Source organism: Leptolyngbya sp. PL-A3 (assembly GCF_039962325.1).
Classification (GTDB): Bacteria; Cyanobacteriota; Cyanobacteriia; order Elainellales; family Elainellaceae; genus Vacuolonema.
In genome coordinates, this window is sequence record NZ_JAMPLB010000103.1 from 1 (window position 1) to 15,807 (window position 15,807).

Genomic DNA, 15,807 nt, shown 5'->3' on the forward strand with positions numbered 1-15,807 from the left:
AGTTCTGGGAAGGATTCAAGGTTTAAGACGAGTGAATTTCCCAGAACCAGTAGTTCATTGGCTTCATCCGAGAAAGCCTGCTGTAAGGAGGAATGAAAAACTTGCATGAGAAAAGTAACCCACAACAAGGGTGGGTTCCAATGTTTGATGAGGCGAAGCAGGGCGATCGCCCCCTTTGAAATCACAAGAAGCGATCGCCCTAAAATTTAGAGGTGATTAGAAGGGTAAGGCTGCATCTTGTAAGTCTTGAGACACCATCACAACCCAGTACCCAGTGCGGTAGCTGAGTGCAACACTGCCCAACCCCAAGCGAGCCTGGTCTTGCTCCCATGTTTTAATGGCTTCAAGGGCAGAATCCAGACTTGAACTCTGGTAGAAGGCCGTCATTTTCGAGCCGTCTGCAATGGAGCAGTAGCCTTCGGCATACCCTTTCAAGTAATGGATATTGCCCTGAAATTGGAAATGTGGAATGCGACGGTTCATTCCGTCACGAAAGCCAGCACTAAAAAGCTGATCGGGCGCAAGCGAGCTGCCGCGCCAAGAATCTCTTGGTATCATAGAGTGAAGTCCCTAAAGGATGTAGAGAAGGCGATCGCTAACCCTGGAAAGTGGGCGATCGCTTTTTCAGTTTTGATTTCCTCTGCGTTTCTCAACCTAGCGGGGGACAGGCTAAGACCACATTAATCTTTTGCAGAAGCGATATGTGGCTGTTCATAACACCCTTCAGTTGGTGGACAGCCTAAACCGCTTAGCCGTGACCACTCAAATCTTTCCTTCCTGTTCAGCTTGCTCAACAACTTGCTTAATCAGGCGTTCTAGAAAGTTACTGACGCTACGGTCTTCCAGAGCAGCAAGCTTCTCTAGCTTCTGCTTCAGTTCTTCCTCTATGTAAGTAGCGACTCTGGCTTTATCTGTAGGCACGTCAAAAAACATCATAACTTTTCCTCCATTGTCTACCGAAGACAAACATTTGGCTTAAGTAGATTACTTTTATCTACCGTATGCTACCATGCTTCGTAAGAACTGGGGGATGAATTAACCCACTTCGCAACAAGTTCTTTCTAGAGACTACAGAGAATGACTGAAAACTTTGTTATGTCGGCTTTTGAGCCGATCGCAGACGCGAACGCCCATTCGCAGGAAACCGGGATGCCACCCGCCCTGGAACCCCTGAACGAACTTCCTACCACGCCTTCTACCACTTCCTACGAAGGTGGTGCGAATGCCCATCCTCCCCTTTGGCAACCCACTGAGCCACAATTCACAAAAGCGATCGCCGAATACTATGGCGTGTCTCGAAAGTCGGTTCAGCAGTGGTTCCAGAAAGTCAAGGATGCCTGTCCCTGGTTTGCAGAAGTCGATCTAAAGCTGCCAGATGAGCGCTATACACTCCTCTGCATCGAACTGATGGGTGGTTATAGAACTTCTGGGCTGCCTTTTGAGGCCTGGAAAGCCCAACTTTGGGAGCAAAACCCGGATTTAGTTGCGGCCTACCAAGCCTCTGAAGCATGCAGCCATAAGTATCCTGAAGGCCCGAAAACTGCATCTATTACCGTGCAGGAGTCTGATACCGCTCTGATGGTTCCAGGTATCCAACCCCTCCATCTCACTGTGATCGACTCCACACAACGCCTGACAGAGGCCATCTCTAGCCTCAACACCACCCTCCAGCAGTTCGTGAGCAACGACCAGACGCTGGAAGATGCCCTCAAGCAAAATGCGGCCCAAAAAGGCTCTCGCTTAGGAACTGAGCTTGCGATCGCAGAAATCGGCAGTATGATGCAGGCCACCGAAGCCGCACGGGTAGAGCTGGCAAAAAAGCTGGGCTTACTCTCCATTCCTCCCGACCCACCTCAACAGCAATCTGCTTGAGATGGGGAGCGATCGCCCTCCTCTTAGGATTGCTGAGCTGTGCTTTCCTCCACATACTGGGTTCTCAGGGTCGCCCGTACCCCATGCCTCAGTCCCCTGAAAACAGCAGATCCAAACCACTATGGGTCAGGAAATAGCACCGTACAAAGCCATAAACGCCTGGCTGGTTAACTCCCTTCACTAGGGGCCAGAAACACTATTTTTCAACAATCCAGCAATCCAACCAATCAAAGAACTCCACAAAAAACGGAAGCAAAACAATGCAACCCAATCCTATCTCCGAGTACATCAAAGAGAATCCCCTCATCATTTTAGGAAGTGCCATTCTTGGTATTGCCTTCCTGATGAACGGGGGGTTTGATCAGCTGCAAGAGCGCCAACAATTCAGCAATCAACTCAAAGATCTGCGCCAACAAAGTGAACGTGGATTAGTCCAATCACGCATTCAAGAAGCAGCCTTATTAGAGCGCTCCGAGTTAGCGGCAGCTCGCTTTCTGCGGAACTGCTTTCAAGTTTATACACCCACCGGTTCTCAACAATCGGTATTGGTTCCCAATCAACCCGTTACACAACTTGGAACGGGTATTCCTTTAGTCGATGGAACCGTTGTTTGTGATTATCAATTTGGCACAACCGGCGTGATTAGCAATGGCGTTGTTTCTGACATTGCCGTGTATCAAGGTAACGTTCAAGACCTAATCCAACAGGCTCCCCAAAATGGGGGTGTACAGGCTGATGGTTAAACCCGTAACAGGGTAACGATCGCCTGTAACCGTTTGTACTTCCTTGTTACACGCGATCGCCCATGTACGCGTTACTCGTTACGCATTGAACACTGTACACGCCCAAACGTTACCTGTAACCGTGGAGAATTGAACCATGATGATGTGGTTGTTACTGATTGGATTGGGATGCTTTTTAGTTAGCTATTTGCTTAAGAAAAACGATGATCCAGGGGCGGCTGAACTATCGGCTCATCAGCGACGAAAGATTGTGCTCAACATCCTGATGTTCGGGTTAGCTGTTGTTGCCGGTTTTGCCATTTACTTGAATATCAATCCCTACGTTGATTTCGTTCAAGTCATAACAGCATCAACGAATTGGGGATGGTTTTTTGATACTCCAATTGGGGCTTTCATCACAGCCTTAATTGGCATGTTTATCTGGGTTGTTTTTCAAATCTTTGAACTACTCCCTGAAATCCTCAAAAAGGACATGCAAACCATTCGCAATCTGATTCACAATATGGAAAACCATATTGTGCTACCCATCTTCCCCTCTGACCTGCCGGTCATTCGGGAATTGAAACGGCATCATAACAACACACCCACTCGCTGGTATCGAACCGCCAACCGCATTCGAACAGGCGTTTATGCCGCTGATTTGCTTTTGTGCATGTTCCAGTACCCACCGCTGGATGGGGGAGTCGATGGGGTATGGCTGTTTCTGCAAGCTGGCTCCTTTAGTGACATCAATTGGATCAACCTGCTATTTGTGCTGATTACTCTATTTGCAGTTGAAGCCATCTACCACGCCTACCAGTGGATCAAGCAGATGAAAGCTTACCTGGGCCGTGCTGAGCGCCACTTCCAAACCGTTGAAACGAGCTACCGGGTGGATCGATGATGCTGGAAACGGATGAACTGCAAAAGCTAGAAGCCGGGATTCAGGCTGGAACCATTGACCCCGATGAATTATACCGGGCACAGGCGATCGCTCAGATCTCTGAACATTATGACACCTGCACATTGGAAATCGTTGGGGCGATCACCATTGGATTTTTGCTATTTTCAGTATCTGGTTGGCTGGGGGCTGCCGCTATCGGACTGATGGCGGCTCAGCTGATGACCAATAAAGCCAAAAAAGGCACTCAGGCAATTGAGGCGATCGAGGCTGGAGGAGCCGATTTAAGCCCCTGGCTTCCCGCCGAAGAGCGGATGATTTATACCGCCCTCAAAGCGCAGCCCCAGGCACTTCTCCCTGCCCCAGAAGCGATCGCTCCTGCCCAAGAGGCGATCGCCCCTGAGTCAGTAATCCAGCCCGAATCCACACTTCAGGAGGTGGCTGAGAGTGTTCAAGCTCCCCCTACTCTAACCCCCGAGGATGTTATCTCCCTGCCCCAGATACCCCTTGCCGAGACCCAGGGCGAAAACCCGATTTTGAATTACCAGTTTGCCAATGTGGCCCGTAAGCTGGGAGAGCGACTGCGCCCCACCATTATCACAGCCAAGCCACGGGTCGGAAAAGGGATTGTTGTGGCCCACGGCTGGCGTTGGGCTAAAGCTGCACATCCAGCGTTAACGGTGTGGGTGATCAATCCAAAACCTGATCACCAGGAATCAGGCTACTGGCATGGAGTGGATCGCCTTTGGGAAAAAGCCACTGAAATGTATGCCAAAGATGATGAATATGTGACCCAATCTTTGATCCAATTTGTCGAGGAGTGGCGATCGCAGCCTCGAGGTAAAACATTATTGGTTGTGGATGAAACGATCAAACTCGAAGCCACTCAAGAGAAATGGTACAAAGAACACCTGAAGCCTTTGCTGAAGGTGGAAAGCTCCACCGGAGAAACTTACGGTCGCACCCTCTGGGTCATCACCCAATCACCTCAAGTAGGGGATCTAGGCTTATCCGGTGGTAACCGCAGTGCCTTTGATTTAGTCACCCTGGAAAAACCTGAGAGCATTGATCACTTTGAAGCGATCCAGAAAAGCTATAACAACCTGCCCCAGATGCCACCGCCCGAAATTCTAAACCGTACTCCCCGACGAACGAGTGCATACTTGTCCTGGGAAAAATGCTGGCATCTTATCCCCACAATGGAGAAACCTGCCCCAATTGAGCATCCCACTCAGACAAACACCCTTGTCGAGGAGGAGATGCTTCTATTACCCGAAACCACTGAACAATCAACCAAGTTGATGGAGTGGCTCACGGGTACCGGACAACAGTTTGCCGAAAATGGATGGTTTACACCCCAAGCCATTCGCAAAAACTTTCGCTGCCGCGTAGAAGGGAAGCTCAAATACTTCAAAGAGGATGAGCTACTGGCTCTTTTAAAAGAACTCGTTCAAGGCGGGATGCTTGCGATCGATAAGGCTAAAGGAATCCGGGTGAAGGAATCCCTATGATACCTCGCTCCCAAGCTGGGGCGGATCGACCAATCATTGGGTATCTCCCCTTAATTTAGAAATCCTTTCCCACCGCGCTTCCCCAGAATACTCGCCATAGTGCAGCCAGGTGCTGTACAAAAACACCACACTTCATAGAGCACCGGAACTCACGATCGATCGCTTCAGTAGGAAGTGCCGAATTTACTACTTCAATGGAAATTACTATGCCGTATTACCCGTCGAAGCGACATTGGGACCTATTTGATCTCTATCAAGAGATTTGTGCTCCTGTCGCACCTCAGAAATTTCTGGCACGCTGGGAGGTCAGCTACACCGAACTTGCCCGACTGACGGAGACAAGCCGAAGTACCGTTGGCCACTGGTTTGCAACGCAAGGTCGCTCTCATCGCCAACCGTCTATCCTCGTTTGTCGGCGATTAGCGGAAGTGGATTTGCTGTGGAGGTATGGCGATCGCCTCCCACCTCAGCTCATTGCACAATGGAAATTTCAGCAACGGTGGTCATGATGTCCGAGCTATCAGATGAGAGGTTTCTGCTTCCGGCTATGATTCCTCTTGCCCTGATGCATGTACTCTACCTGCAATGGAGTACATGGCATTACCAATATAAAAGTAAATTCTTGCTTAGTTCATCCAAACCTTCGCTAACCTAAACAAATCTCTGTGCTAAGACGAAGAACTTGATGAATCCTTCATCTCAATGTTTCTTTCGTATTCTATGTAGCGGTCTGTGATTGATTGAGGGAACTCTATCTATAAGCTTTTTGGGTACTCCTGACGAACAGCCACGAGTGACTCAAGCTTACAAAGGCTGTGTGCTCGATTCTCATTCCATGCGGCAAAGTAAGTGGCCCCAGCTTCACTACTTTAGCTGTAAGCGAGCCTCGACCTCGCTGCCTTATCGTTGATGCCTCTATTAGGAACTCTACATGCCCTCCTTGTCTACGCCTGCTGCTGATCCTTCGACTTCTGACTCCACTCCAACTGAGCTAGACTCCCTCCTCACTCAAGCTGCTCAGCTTGGACAAACAGGTCAACCCGTTGCCGCCGCTACGCTCTGCCAGCAGGTGTTGCAACAATATCCGGATTCTGCTCAGGCCTGGCATTTGCTGGGGTTAAGTGTACTGCAACAGGGGCAACCCCAGAACGCTCTCAATCATATCAAGCAGGCGATCGCTCTTGATCCGAGTATCCCTATCTTTCACACCCATGCGGGAGTTGCCCATTGTAGTCTCGGTGAACTAGAGCAGGGCATTACCTGCTACCAAAACGCCTTGGCCCTCCAGCCACAAGCGGTTGAAGCTCGCTACAACCTGGCGATCGCCCTGCAAAAGCTGAACCGACTTGATGAAGCTCGCTCCGCCTACTTCCAGGTGCTGGTACAACAGCCTCAGCATGTAATGGCGCACTATCAGTTGGGCAAGCTCTGTCAACAGCAGCAGCAAACCGCTGAGGCGATCGCTCACTACCAGCAAGCTTTGGCGCTTGACCCCCACTTCATGCCAGCTCAGACAGCAATTAAAAGCTTGCGTCCTGTCGTAGCTTCGGCTCCAGTTCCGACTCCTCCCACCCCAGACACCATTACCTGCATTGCTGATGACGGCTTCCAGTCCTGGCTAAGCCAAGCAGCAGGATCGATCGCTATCAGCACTTACCAAGCCGGTAAACTGGCACTGGTGGGATGGAACGGGCAGCAGGTGTCGCTGCTGTTGCGGCAGTTTGATAAGCCGATGGGTATGGCAGTACAGGGAAACCGATTTGCATTGGCAACCCGGCATCAAGTGCTGCTGTTTGCAAACTCTCCCGTCTTAGCCCATGCTTACCTCGAAGACCAACCCGGACGCTATGACGCGCTTTACTTACCACGAGCGGCTTACTTCACGGGTGATCTAAACGTGCATGATTTAGCATGGGGCGAGGAGGACTTGTGGCTGGTGAACACCCGCTTTAGCTGTTTATCAAGCCTCAGTTCTGACTTCAGCTTTGTGCCACGCTGGCAACCGTCGTTTATTTCCGAAGTCGTGCCCGAAGACCGCTGCCATCTCAACGGACTGGCAATGGTCGAGGGCCAACCCCGCTATGTCACTGCATTAGGAGCCACCGATACAGTAGGCGGCTGGCGAGAGCACAAAGCCACAGGCGGAATACTCATCGATGTTCCTAGCCATGAAATCATCCTGCATGGGTTGTCCATGCCGCACTCACCCTGCTGGCATAACGGCAAGCTGTGGCTGCTCAACTCAGGAGCCGGAGAGTTGCTGCAAGTTGACCCGCAGTCGGGTGAGGCAAGGGTGGTGTGTACGCTGCCCGGTTTTCTGCGGGGGCTGTGCTGTGTAGGCAGCTATGCCCTGATTGGGTTGTGTCAAATCCGAGAGCAACACATCTTTGGTGGGTTGCCTGTGCAGGAGCGGTTTGAACAACTGCTTTGTGGGGTAGCAGTAATTGATCTGAACAGCGGAGAACGAGTGGGGTTGCTGGAGTTGCCACAGGGCTGTCAGGAGCTGTACGGCGTACAGTTTTTGCCCCAGGTGTTGCGTCCTACGATCCTCAACATTGAAAAAAACGAAACGCGGCAGGCGTTTACCGCTCCTGACATTGCTTACTGGTTGCGCCCTAGTTCTGAAATCACGGCATAGTTGCTACCGCCCGGTACTCAGTGTTTTATCCAGCTTTTACCACCACTCTACATTCTTCACCCAATTCCTATGGCAGTTAATCCCATTGGTCCTGAGTTTCGTGTCAACAGCTTTACTGACGGTCAGCAGTCCACCTACCGTGAATCACCTCAAGCAATGGCGATGGATGGCGATGGTGACTTTGTTATTACCTGGAGTAGCTTGGGTCAAGATGGCTCTGACTATGGCATTTATGCCCAACGCTACAATTCCAGTGGGGTAGCACAGGGCAGCGAGTTTAGAGTTAACACCACCACCACTAACCGCCAGCGGCTCTCCACAGTAGCCATGGATGCGGATGGCGACTTTGTTGTCACCTGGACTAGCTATGGACAAAACAGCCCCTTCCATAGCATCTATGCGCAACGCTACAACGCTGCAGGAGTTGCCCAGGGTAGTGAGTTCAGAGTCAATACCACCACTACCAGCGATCAACTGAACTCTACAGTGGCGATGGATGCCAATGGCAACTTTGTTGTAGCTTGGCGTAATTACACAGGAGATGGCTCTGGTGATGGTATTTATGCCCAACGGTATGATGCAACAGGAGTGGCACAGGGCAGTGAGTTTAAAGTTAACTCCTTTACTGACTCCAACCAAACCTATCCCACAATGGCCATGGATGGGGATGGCGACTTTGTCGTCACCTGGAGTAGCAATGGTCAAGATGGCTCTGGCTATGGCGTGTATGGACAGCGCTACAATGCGGCTGGCATCGCTCAAGGCGGTGAGTTCAAAGTCAACTCCACCACCGACAACCATCAATGGTTCTCCACTGTGGCAATGGATGCCGATGGCGACTTTGTTGTCACCTGGAGTAGCAATAGTCAAGATGGCTCTGGCTGGGGCGTGTATGGGCAACGCTACAATGCGGCGGGTGTCGCTCAGGGGGGCGAGTTCAAAGTCAACACGGCTACTGGTGACTCGCAACTGTACTCCACTGTGGCAATGGATGCCGATGGCGACTTTGTTGTCACCTGGAGTAGCAATGGTCAAGATGGCTCTGGCTATGGCGTGTATGGGCAACGCTACAATGCGGCTGGCGTTGCTCAAGGCAGTGAGTTTAGAGTTAATGCTGTCACCAACAATCAGCAACTGTACTCCACTGTGGCGATGGATACTGATGGTGACTTTGCGGTTGCCTGGAGTAGCAATGGTCAAGATGGCTCTGGCTTTGGCATCTATGCCCAAGCCTATGACGAGACGGTCGATAGCGCTGGGCCAATCGTTGCAGGTGTGTTCGTTGCCGGAGACAGTAGTTTGATTAACTCCAACGAACGGCTCGTGCAAACCGTGCCCCAACTGGTCGTTGCCGTCTCAGAGGCTCTAGCTGCAAGTGCCACGAATCCAGCAAATTGGCAGCTCACTCGCAACGGGGTTGACGTCAGCAGTCAAATCAGCACCATTACCTTCGGCTTCAACGCCACCACGAACCGCTACGAAGCCACCCTGAGCTTTAGCACCCCCCTTAATAATAATGGGGACTATATTCTCACGGCTAAATCAACCCTGACCGATACAACCGGCAACGCCCTAGATGGCGATGCCAACGGTACGCCGGGTGGCGACTTTAGCCGCAGCTTTACGATCGCCAACCCTACGCCTGTCGGGTCTGAGCTTCGCATCAACAGCTTTACTGGCAGTCAGCAGCGCACCTTTCCTGAATCGCCACAAGCAATGGCAATGGATGCGGATGGCGACTTTGTTGTTACCTGGAGTAGCTTGAATCAGGATGGCTCTGGCTGGGGCGTGTATGGGCAGCGCTACAATGCGGCGGGTGTCGCTCAAGGCGGCGAATTCAAAGTCAACACCGTCACCAACAGCGACCAAATGTGGTCGACCGTGGCAATGGATGGAGATGGCGACTTTGTCATCACCTGGAGTAGCTTAGGTCAAGATGGCTCTGGACGGGGTGTGTATGGGCAGCGCTACAATGCTGCTGGCATCGCTCAAGGGGGCGAGTTCAAAGTCAACACCGTCACCAGCAGTAATCAACTGTTCTCTACGGTGGCGATGGATGGGGATGGCGACTTTGTCGTTACCTGGAGTAGCTACCTTCAAGATGGCTCGATCTATGGCGTGTATGGGCAGCGCTACAATGCTGCTGGCATCGCTCAAGGGGGCGAGTTCAAAGTCAACACTGTTACTAGCAACCATCAACTGTATCCCACCATGGCGATGGATAGGGATGGCGACTTTGTTGTCACCTGGAGTAGCAATGGCCAAGATGGCTCTGGCTGGGGCGTGTATGGGCAGCGCTACAATGCCGCTGGCAGCGCTCAAGGCGGTGAGTTCAAAGTCAACTCCACTACCACCAACACTCAACACTGGTCGACAGTAGCGATGGATGCGGATGGTGACTTTGTTGTCACCTGGAGTAGCTACCTTCAAGATGGCTCGAGTTGGGGTGTGTATGGGCAGCGCTACAATGCTGCTGGTGTTGCTCAAGGGAGCGAGTTTCAAGTCAATACGGCTACGGGCAACCAGCAAATATGGTCGACCGTGGCAATGGATGAGGATGGTGACTTTGTTATCACCTGGAGTAGTTTAGGTCAAGATGGCTCGTTTGATGGTGTGTATGGGCAGCGTTACAACGCCGCTGGTGTTGCCCAAGGTGGTGAGTTTAGAGTTAATACCATTACTAATGACCAGCAACGATTCTCGACGGTAGCAATGGACGCCGATGGCGACTTTGCGGTGGTCTGGACGAGCAAGAATCAAGATGGCTCTGATTATGGCATCTATGCCCAGCGCTATGGCATCGCTCCCAGCATCACCATTACTCCGGGCATCACCCCCACTGAAGCGGGAGCTACACCGGGCACCTTTACCATCACCCTCAACCGAGCAGCTACTACTCCTCTCACCGTTAACTTTGGGGTGCTAGGCACCGCTGCCAATCCTGCAGATTACAGCTTCACTCCAGGCCCAGGCATCACCGCCGTCACTGCCACCAGCTTTACCCTGGCGGCTGGGGTTACCACCGCCACGCTCAATGTTGTTCCCATCAACGACACGATTTATGAACCGGGAGGTGAAACCGTTCAGCTTGCTCTCCTGACCGGTACAACCTATGCGGTGGGCAACCTCAATACGGCTACGCTCACGCTCACTGATAATGACACTGCACCCACCGTTACCTTAGACCTATCCAGCAGTTCGATGGCAGAGAACGGAGGAGTCGCAACGGTCACCGCGACGCTGTCCAACGCCTCGACTCAAAACGTTACGGTGAACTTGGGATTGACGGGGACAGCCAGTGGTAGTGACTACTCTGCTTCTGGTCCTTCCATCGTCATTCCGGCAGGTAGCCTTTCGGGTAGTGTCACGCTGACCGGGGTGAACGACGCCCCAGATGAAACCAACGAAACGGTTATCCTAGACATTACTAGCGTCACCAATGGCACCGAGAGTGGCACGCAGCAGGCCACTGTAACCATCACGGATGACGACCCTACTCCCACCCTGTCGGTTGGCGATGTCATTCTGACTGAGGGCGATGCGGGCACTCAAAATGCCACCTTCACGGTCACGCTCTCTGCTCCTAGTGGTCAAACGGTTACAGTCAACTACGCCACGAGTAATGGTAGTGCTGTGGCTCCCAGCGACTACACCACAACCACTGGTACCCTCACCTTTGCTCCTGGGGTTAGCACTCAAACTATTACCGTTCCCGTCCTAGGTGACACGCTGGATGAAGCCAACGAGACCTTCAACGTTACCCTCACTAGTTCCAGTAACGCCACGATTGTGGATGGAGCTGGAGTGGGAACCATTACCGACAATGATCCGATACCCACCGTTTCCTTTACAACGGCGACTCAAAGTGGTGGCGAAGGTAGTACATTGACCATCACGCTCCAACTCTCTGCGCTCTCGGGGCAAGATGTCACAGTTCCCTTCACGCTGGCAGGCACCGCAACCGATGGTAGTGACTACACCCTCACCACTAGTCCTCTGACAATCACCGCCGGTAGCACGACCGCGACTTTAACCCTGGTCTCGACCAATGATGCCCTGGGTGAGGCGGATGAAACAATTATCGTCACGATGGGCGTACCGACCAATGCAAGCATCGGTGCAACAGCCACTCACACAGTCACCCTCCTCGATAACGACGTGTCTCCAGGGATCAGCCTGAGCTCCTCCTCTGCCACTACCCTTAATAGCAGCTTCAGTGTTACAGCGACATTCACTGAAACTGTGACGGGCTTTGATGCCAGCGAGGTGACCATTACCAACGGCACTCTCACTAGCTTCATGATGATCGATGCTCAGACCTACACCTTCAACGTGTTGCCCACGAGCGATGGCACTGTCACGGTTGACGTTGCTGCTGCAACCGCACAGGACAGCGATGGGAACGGGAATTTGGCAGCCACCCCGCTTAGTCGCACCTTTGACGGTACTCCTCCCGTTCAACCTCCAGCTCCCACCCTAACTCCTGCAAGCGATACAGGTGTCTCAAACAGCGATCGCATTACCAACCAAGCAACTCCTACCTTAACGGGAATCAGTGAGGCGAACAGCCTGGTGGAGGTGTTTGAGGGCACAACTAGCTTAGGTAGCACGACCGCAGATGGAAGTGGTAACTGGAGCTTCACGCCTACCACCGCTTTCACCCTTGGCAGCCATACTATTAGCGTGACTGCCACAGATGCCGTGGGCAACACCAGTGTGCCCTCAGCAGGGCTGACCTTCACGGTTGATCCGGTTGCTCCTGCAGGTGTGGTGGTGAATGTCACTCCTGAGATTCGAGATACCAGCGTGGGTTTTATCCGCTTACAGTTCAACGAAGCGGTGGGTAACTTTGAGTTGTCGGATCTGGTATTGACGCGCAATGGTAGTCCTGTTGCCTTAGTAGGAGCACGACTGACGGCCAGCGCTGACCGGCGCAGTTGGACGTTGACCTTGCCGGGTAGTCTCACGGCAGCAGCTGGTCGCTATCAGGTGAGGTTGACCTCGGGCAGTCTGACGGACCTGGCAGGCAATGCAATTGGAGTAAGTGCCAGCGAGAGTTGGTTGACGGGGCGTACCGGTACCGCGCTACCGCCTATCAGTGGTGGTCAGCCGGGTACCCGTATTCAGGGCACTACTCGCTCTGAGACCCTGCGAGATAGATCCAGGAATGACGTCTTGCTCGGACTTGGCGGGAATGACACCCTGATTGCCAGCCAAGGTAACGATGTCCTCGATGGAGGTGCAGGCAACGACCGTGGCTTGGGTGGAGCGGGCAATGATCGCTTGACCGGTGGCAGCGGCAACGATCGCTTAGTTGGAGAACTGGGCAACGATGTCCTTGTAGGTGGAATTGGCAGCGACACTTTAGCTGGCAATGCAGGGCGAGACACGTTCGTCTACAACAATCTAAGGGAAGCAGGAGACATCATCAAGGGCTTCAGTGGTAGAGAAGACTTGATTGACCTGCGACCCATCATGAGCCGTGCACCGTATGGCGGCAGCAATGCGTTTGCCCGCTTTGTGCAGTATGTGCGGTTGCAGCAGGTGGGAGCGGATACAAGGGTACGTATTGATGCCGATGGCATGGGAGCCGGGCAAGTGTTTACAACGCTTGCGACGTTGCAGAATACAAGCGTGAGCAGCATCAGTGCGCGCAATATCGTGATCGCCTAGGGTATGAGCAAGGAGGGGTAGGTACTGAAGCGCAGTAGAGAGAGCATTTGAACAACCTACTGGTGTTCGTAAGCCATGGCAGTCATGCCACCTCTTGAGCCGTAACGACCTACTTGCTCGCGTCCTTGTTGCTTGGCTCGGTACAGCGCAGCATCAGCGGCTCGAATCACCCCTCCTACCGCACTGCCATAGCGAGAGAAGGTGCTACTCCTAATGACAACGTCACCATACCCAAGCTTTGAACAAGCCTGTCATGCTTCTTGAGCGTTTCCCGTAACTTGAGGTTGGTGAGAGCGATCGCTCAGTAGAAGATTCCGATTACCTTGCTCAGGATATGAATCTTACCTTCATTAGCTTGGTTTGCTTCTTGGTACTTTATGGTGTTTTTGCCTGCTTACAAAAACCCACTGACTCCTCTTTCGCCCACGAGCTACTGACACTACGTCGCCCGCTGCTTCAAGTGAGGAGTGTCCATCCTCATATTCTTCTGTGGCATAGCTACAGTTGGCTGCGCTGGGGATTAGCAGCAGCAATGCCTTTCACCCTCTTCGATTATCTACAGCGTACCCAAAAGATTAGCCACCAAAACCTGGGGTTCATGACGGTTCAGTTCGTGCTGTTTTTGGTGTTTGGGTTCAGCGTTTTGACCGGGCTGTACCGCATCTGTTGTCTGCTGCATGGGTATCTAGAGGTACGCTTTGCCCAGGGGTTTTATCAGATTTTTCGATTCCAGTGGATGCAGAAATTGTTCGGCAGACTCCAGCAAGGAGAGGATGTTCGCATTGAGTTAACGATTAGCCTCCAGGAGGCCGTTTTAGGCTGTGAGAAAACGATTGAGCTAGAGCATCTCAACTTCTGTGAAACATGCTGGGGAAGAGGCATCTTGTTAGGGCATCAACCTCATGCTTGCCCCAGTTGTTTAGGGGCTCGATATCGCTCTCGCGATCGCCACAGAGCATGTAGTACTTGTGAGGGTTTGGGCCTAACCTTTTCTCGCCCCTGTGCTGCTTGTGAAGGTAGCGGCCAAGTCTTTCCTCCTACAATTCGGGTGCAGGTGCCGGCTGGAGTCAAGCCAAACACTCGATTACGGATTCCTGGCAAAGGACAACTTGCAACCAACGCTTACTGCTTACCAGGAGATCTCTACATCTATCTGTCTATTCTAGAAGCGCAAACCGACCTGGAGTGGTTGCACCACTGCAATGAGCCAGAGGTTCAACAAGCGATTTGGCAATATCTCAATTTACCGCAGCCCACAGCCCTAACAGCAGATTACCAAACATTGCAGCGGTATCTGGCGACGGCTCAGTGGCAGGCAGCCGACAAGTTGACATGTACAATCATTTTGAGTTTGGCAGGACGACAAGGGAGTTGGCTGCGAGAGGAAGACCTAGCCAAACTCGTGCCTGCTGACTTAAAAATTTTGGATCGCTTGTGGCGCTTTTATAGTGGCGATCGCTTTGGTTTCACCGTGCAAGCCCAGGTGTGGCAGGCCTGTTGGCAAGAGCAAGGCTCAGCGTCATCTCGTGCCGTGGGTTCCATCAGCTTTGCTTTCGCTAAGCGCGTGGGTTGGGAAGTCAATGCTTATGAGCTTCACTACCCCTCAGAGTCAAAATACGATTTTGAGCGCAAAGCCAGAATACCCTACGCCTTGACAGCACCCCTCGGCCATTTGCCTAGTACCTTTGCTTTAGGCGGTGGGGAAAAGCATCTAGAGTATGAGCCACCGGATACAGAATCAACGATGGGTTTTTACGGGGGTGATCGCTACTACTACATTTTGAGTCAGGACACCTTCTTTGGTACCGATTTATTGCATCACTTATTCTCCATAATAGAATCGTGTTAACGGATGGATGCTCCTTGCCAGGAGCAATAACTTGAGCGCTCGCCTCCCACCTCAGTTAATTGCACAATGAATTATTTACGTTGAGAACAACTTGTCTGGCTCAATTGGAGCAAAAAACACCTTGGATGTTTTTCTTAATTTCATCGATGCTAAGCGATCTCCATCATTTAGTAATCTTAATTTCCGTTAGTAGTTCCTGAGCATCGGTAAAAGTTGGTTCTATTGAGAGCGCCTGATGGATACAGTAGAGAGCAGCATTTTGTTTTTTAAGGTGGAAGTAACAAAGACCTAAATGATAAAGGACAGCGGGTTGTATTCCATTTAGCTTTAGGGACTGCTGGAAATAAAAAATTGCATCATTATATGCCTGTATTTTGGATAGAAGTTTTCCCATATTAAAGGCAAGATCTTGGGTTTCACCGATGTGGTAATAGGTATCCCAAATTTGTTCAATGGTATGAATGAGTTCCTGCCGCTGGGTATTGCTGATATGTGCAATTTGAGACATTAAGGCAGGGTAGCAGTCTAAGAGGGTGTTTGAAAAGTCGGCTAGTCAGGTAAAAAAGCAAAAAAGCTCTCTCAGTATTAAGCTGCCAATAGATAGTCAACAGCACCGAGAGAGCTATGAGTAAAGCATACCC

General features: G+C 51.6%; 12 protein-coding genes. 8 read left to right on the forward strand and 4 right to left on the reverse strand.

From position 1 onward, the window contains the following. The 3 genes from NDI52_RS32750 to NDI52_RS32760 all read right to left on the reverse strand — a co-directional run. Window positions 1-185 (reverse strand): hypothetical protein (locus tag NDI52_RS32750; RefSeq protein ID WP_348257012.1); only part of this gene is annotated, 185 nt, incomplete at its 3' end. Between the two features lie 31 nt (window positions 186-216). Continuing rightward, window positions 217-558, reverse strand: coding sequence for a hypothetical protein (locus NDI52_RS32755; RefSeq protein WP_348257013.1), 342 nt, complete (start codon window positions 556-558; stop codon window positions 217-219). Between the two features lie 204 nt (window positions 559-762). Next, a complete protein-coding gene (locus NDI52_RS32760) occupies window positions 763-936 on the reverse strand; it encodes a ribbon-helix-helix protein, CopG family (RefSeq protein ID WP_199330947.1) in 174 nt (57 codons plus the stop codon). Between the two features lie 141 nt (window positions 937-1,077). Here NDI52_RS32760 and NDI52_RS32765 point away from each other — a divergent pair, with 141 nt between their 5' ends. The 8 genes from NDI52_RS32765 (at window position 1,078) to NDI52_RS32800 (ending at window position 15,166) form a co-directional block, all read left to right on the forward strand. Further along, window positions 1,078-1,872 carry a hypothetical protein gene (locus tag NDI52_RS32765; protein ID WP_348257014.1) on the forward strand — a complete coding sequence of 265 codons (795 nt, stop codon included), beginning with the start codon at window positions 1,078-1,080 and terminating at the stop codon, window positions 1,870-1,872. 260 nt (window positions 1,873-2,132) lie between these two features. Further along, window positions 2,133-2,615, forward strand: a complete 483-nt coding sequence (locus NDI52_RS32770) for a hypothetical protein (protein WP_348257015.1) — start codon at window positions 2,133-2,135, stop codon at window positions 2,613-2,615. Between the two features lie 136 nt (window positions 2,616-2,751). Further along, window positions 2,752-3,498: a hypothetical protein gene (locus NDI52_RS32775; RefSeq protein ID WP_348257016.1), complete on the forward strand. Its 747-nt coding sequence runs from the start codon at window positions 2,752-2,754 to the stop codon at window positions 3,496-3,498. Continuing rightward, window positions 3,495-5,006 (forward strand): hypothetical protein, encoded by a 1,512-nt coding sequence (locus NDI52_RS32780; RefSeq protein ID WP_348257017.1) that lies wholly within the window; start codon window positions 3,495-3,497, stop codon window positions 5,004-5,006. The genes NDI52_RS32775 and NDI52_RS32780 overlap by 4 nt, the downstream gene beginning before the upstream one ends. A gap of 206 nt (window positions 5,007-5,212) precedes the next feature. Further along, window positions 5,213-5,515: a helix-turn-helix transcriptional regulator gene (locus NDI52_RS32785; RefSeq protein ID WP_348257018.1), complete on the forward strand. Its 303-nt coding sequence runs from the start codon at window positions 5,213-5,215 to the stop codon at window positions 5,513-5,515. A 422-nt stretch (window positions 5,516-5,937) separates the two neighbouring features. After that, the gene (locus NDI52_RS32790; RefSeq protein ID WP_348257019.1) at window positions 5,938-7,644 is read left to right on the forward strand and encodes a TIGR03032 family protein; all 1,707 of its coding nucleotides are present in this window, start codon (window positions 5,938-5,940) and stop codon (window positions 7,642-7,644) included. Between the two features lie 69 nt (window positions 7,645-7,713). Next, entirely contained in the window at window positions 7,714-13,317 is a 5,604-nt protein-coding gene (locus NDI52_RS32795) for a Calx-beta domain-containing protein (protein WP_348257020.1), read from the forward strand. Window positions 13,318-13,651: 334 nt separating this feature from the next. After that, window positions 13,652-15,166, forward strand: coding sequence for a GUN4 domain-containing protein (locus tag NDI52_RS32800; RefSeq protein WP_190769994.1), 1,515 nt, complete (start codon window positions 13,652-13,654; stop codon window positions 15,164-15,166). A gap of 163 nt (window positions 15,167-15,329) precedes the next feature. On the opposite strand, the gene NDI52_RS32805 is transcribed toward NDI52_RS32800, so the two are convergent. After that, window positions 15,330-15,674, reverse strand: coding sequence for a tetratricopeptide repeat protein (locus NDI52_RS32805; protein WP_190769995.1), 345 nt, complete (start codon window positions 15,672-15,674; stop codon window positions 15,330-15,332). Window positions 15,675-15,807: the final 133 nt, after the last annotated feature.

What these genes read in the sequence shown, in the direction of transcription:
- NDI52_RS32755 (WP_348257013.1), bottom strand. Translation starts at nt 558, where the DNA reads ATGATACCAAGAGATTCTTGGCGCGGCAGCTCGCTTGCGCCCGATCAG.
- NDI52_RS32800 (WP_190769994.1), top strand. Translation starts at nt 13,652, where the DNA reads ATGAATCTTACCTTCATTAGCTTGGTTTGCTTCTTGGTACTTTATGGT.
- NDI52_RS32805 (WP_190769995.1), bottom strand. Translation starts at nt 15,674, where the DNA reads ATGTCTCAAATTGCACATATCAGCAATACCCAGCGGCAGGAACTCATT.
- NDI52_RS32760 (WP_199330947.1), bottom strand. Translation starts at nt 936, where the DNA reads ATGATGTTTTTTGACGTGCCTACAGATAAAGCCAGAGTCGCTACTTAC.
- NDI52_RS32785 (WP_348257018.1), top strand. Translation starts at nt 5,213, where the DNA reads ATGCCGTATTACCCGTCGAAGCGACATTGGGACCTATTTGATCTCTAT.
- NDI52_RS32770 (WP_348257015.1), top strand. Translation starts at nt 2,133, where the DNA reads ATGCAACCCAATCCTATCTCCGAGTACATCAAAGAGAATCCCCTCATC.
- NDI52_RS32780 (WP_348257017.1), top strand. Translation starts at nt 3,495, where the DNA reads ATGATGCTGGAAACGGATGAACTGCAAAAGCTAGAAGCCGGGATTCAG.
- NDI52_RS32775 (WP_348257016.1), top strand. Translation starts at nt 2,752, where the DNA reads ATGATGATGTGGTTGTTACTGATTGGATTGGGATGCTTTTTAGTTAGC.
- NDI52_RS32765 (WP_348257014.1), top strand. Translation starts at nt 1,078, where the DNA reads ATGACTGAAAACTTTGTTATGTCGGCTTTTGAGCCGATCGCAGACGCG.
- NDI52_RS32795 (WP_348257020.1), top strand. Translation starts at nt 7,714, where the DNA reads ATGGCAGTTAATCCCATTGGTCCTGAGTTTCGTGTCAACAGCTTTACT.
- NDI52_RS32790 (WP_348257019.1), top strand. Translation starts at nt 5,938, where the DNA reads ATGCCCTCCTTGTCTACGCCTGCTGCTGATCCTTCGACTTCTGACTCC.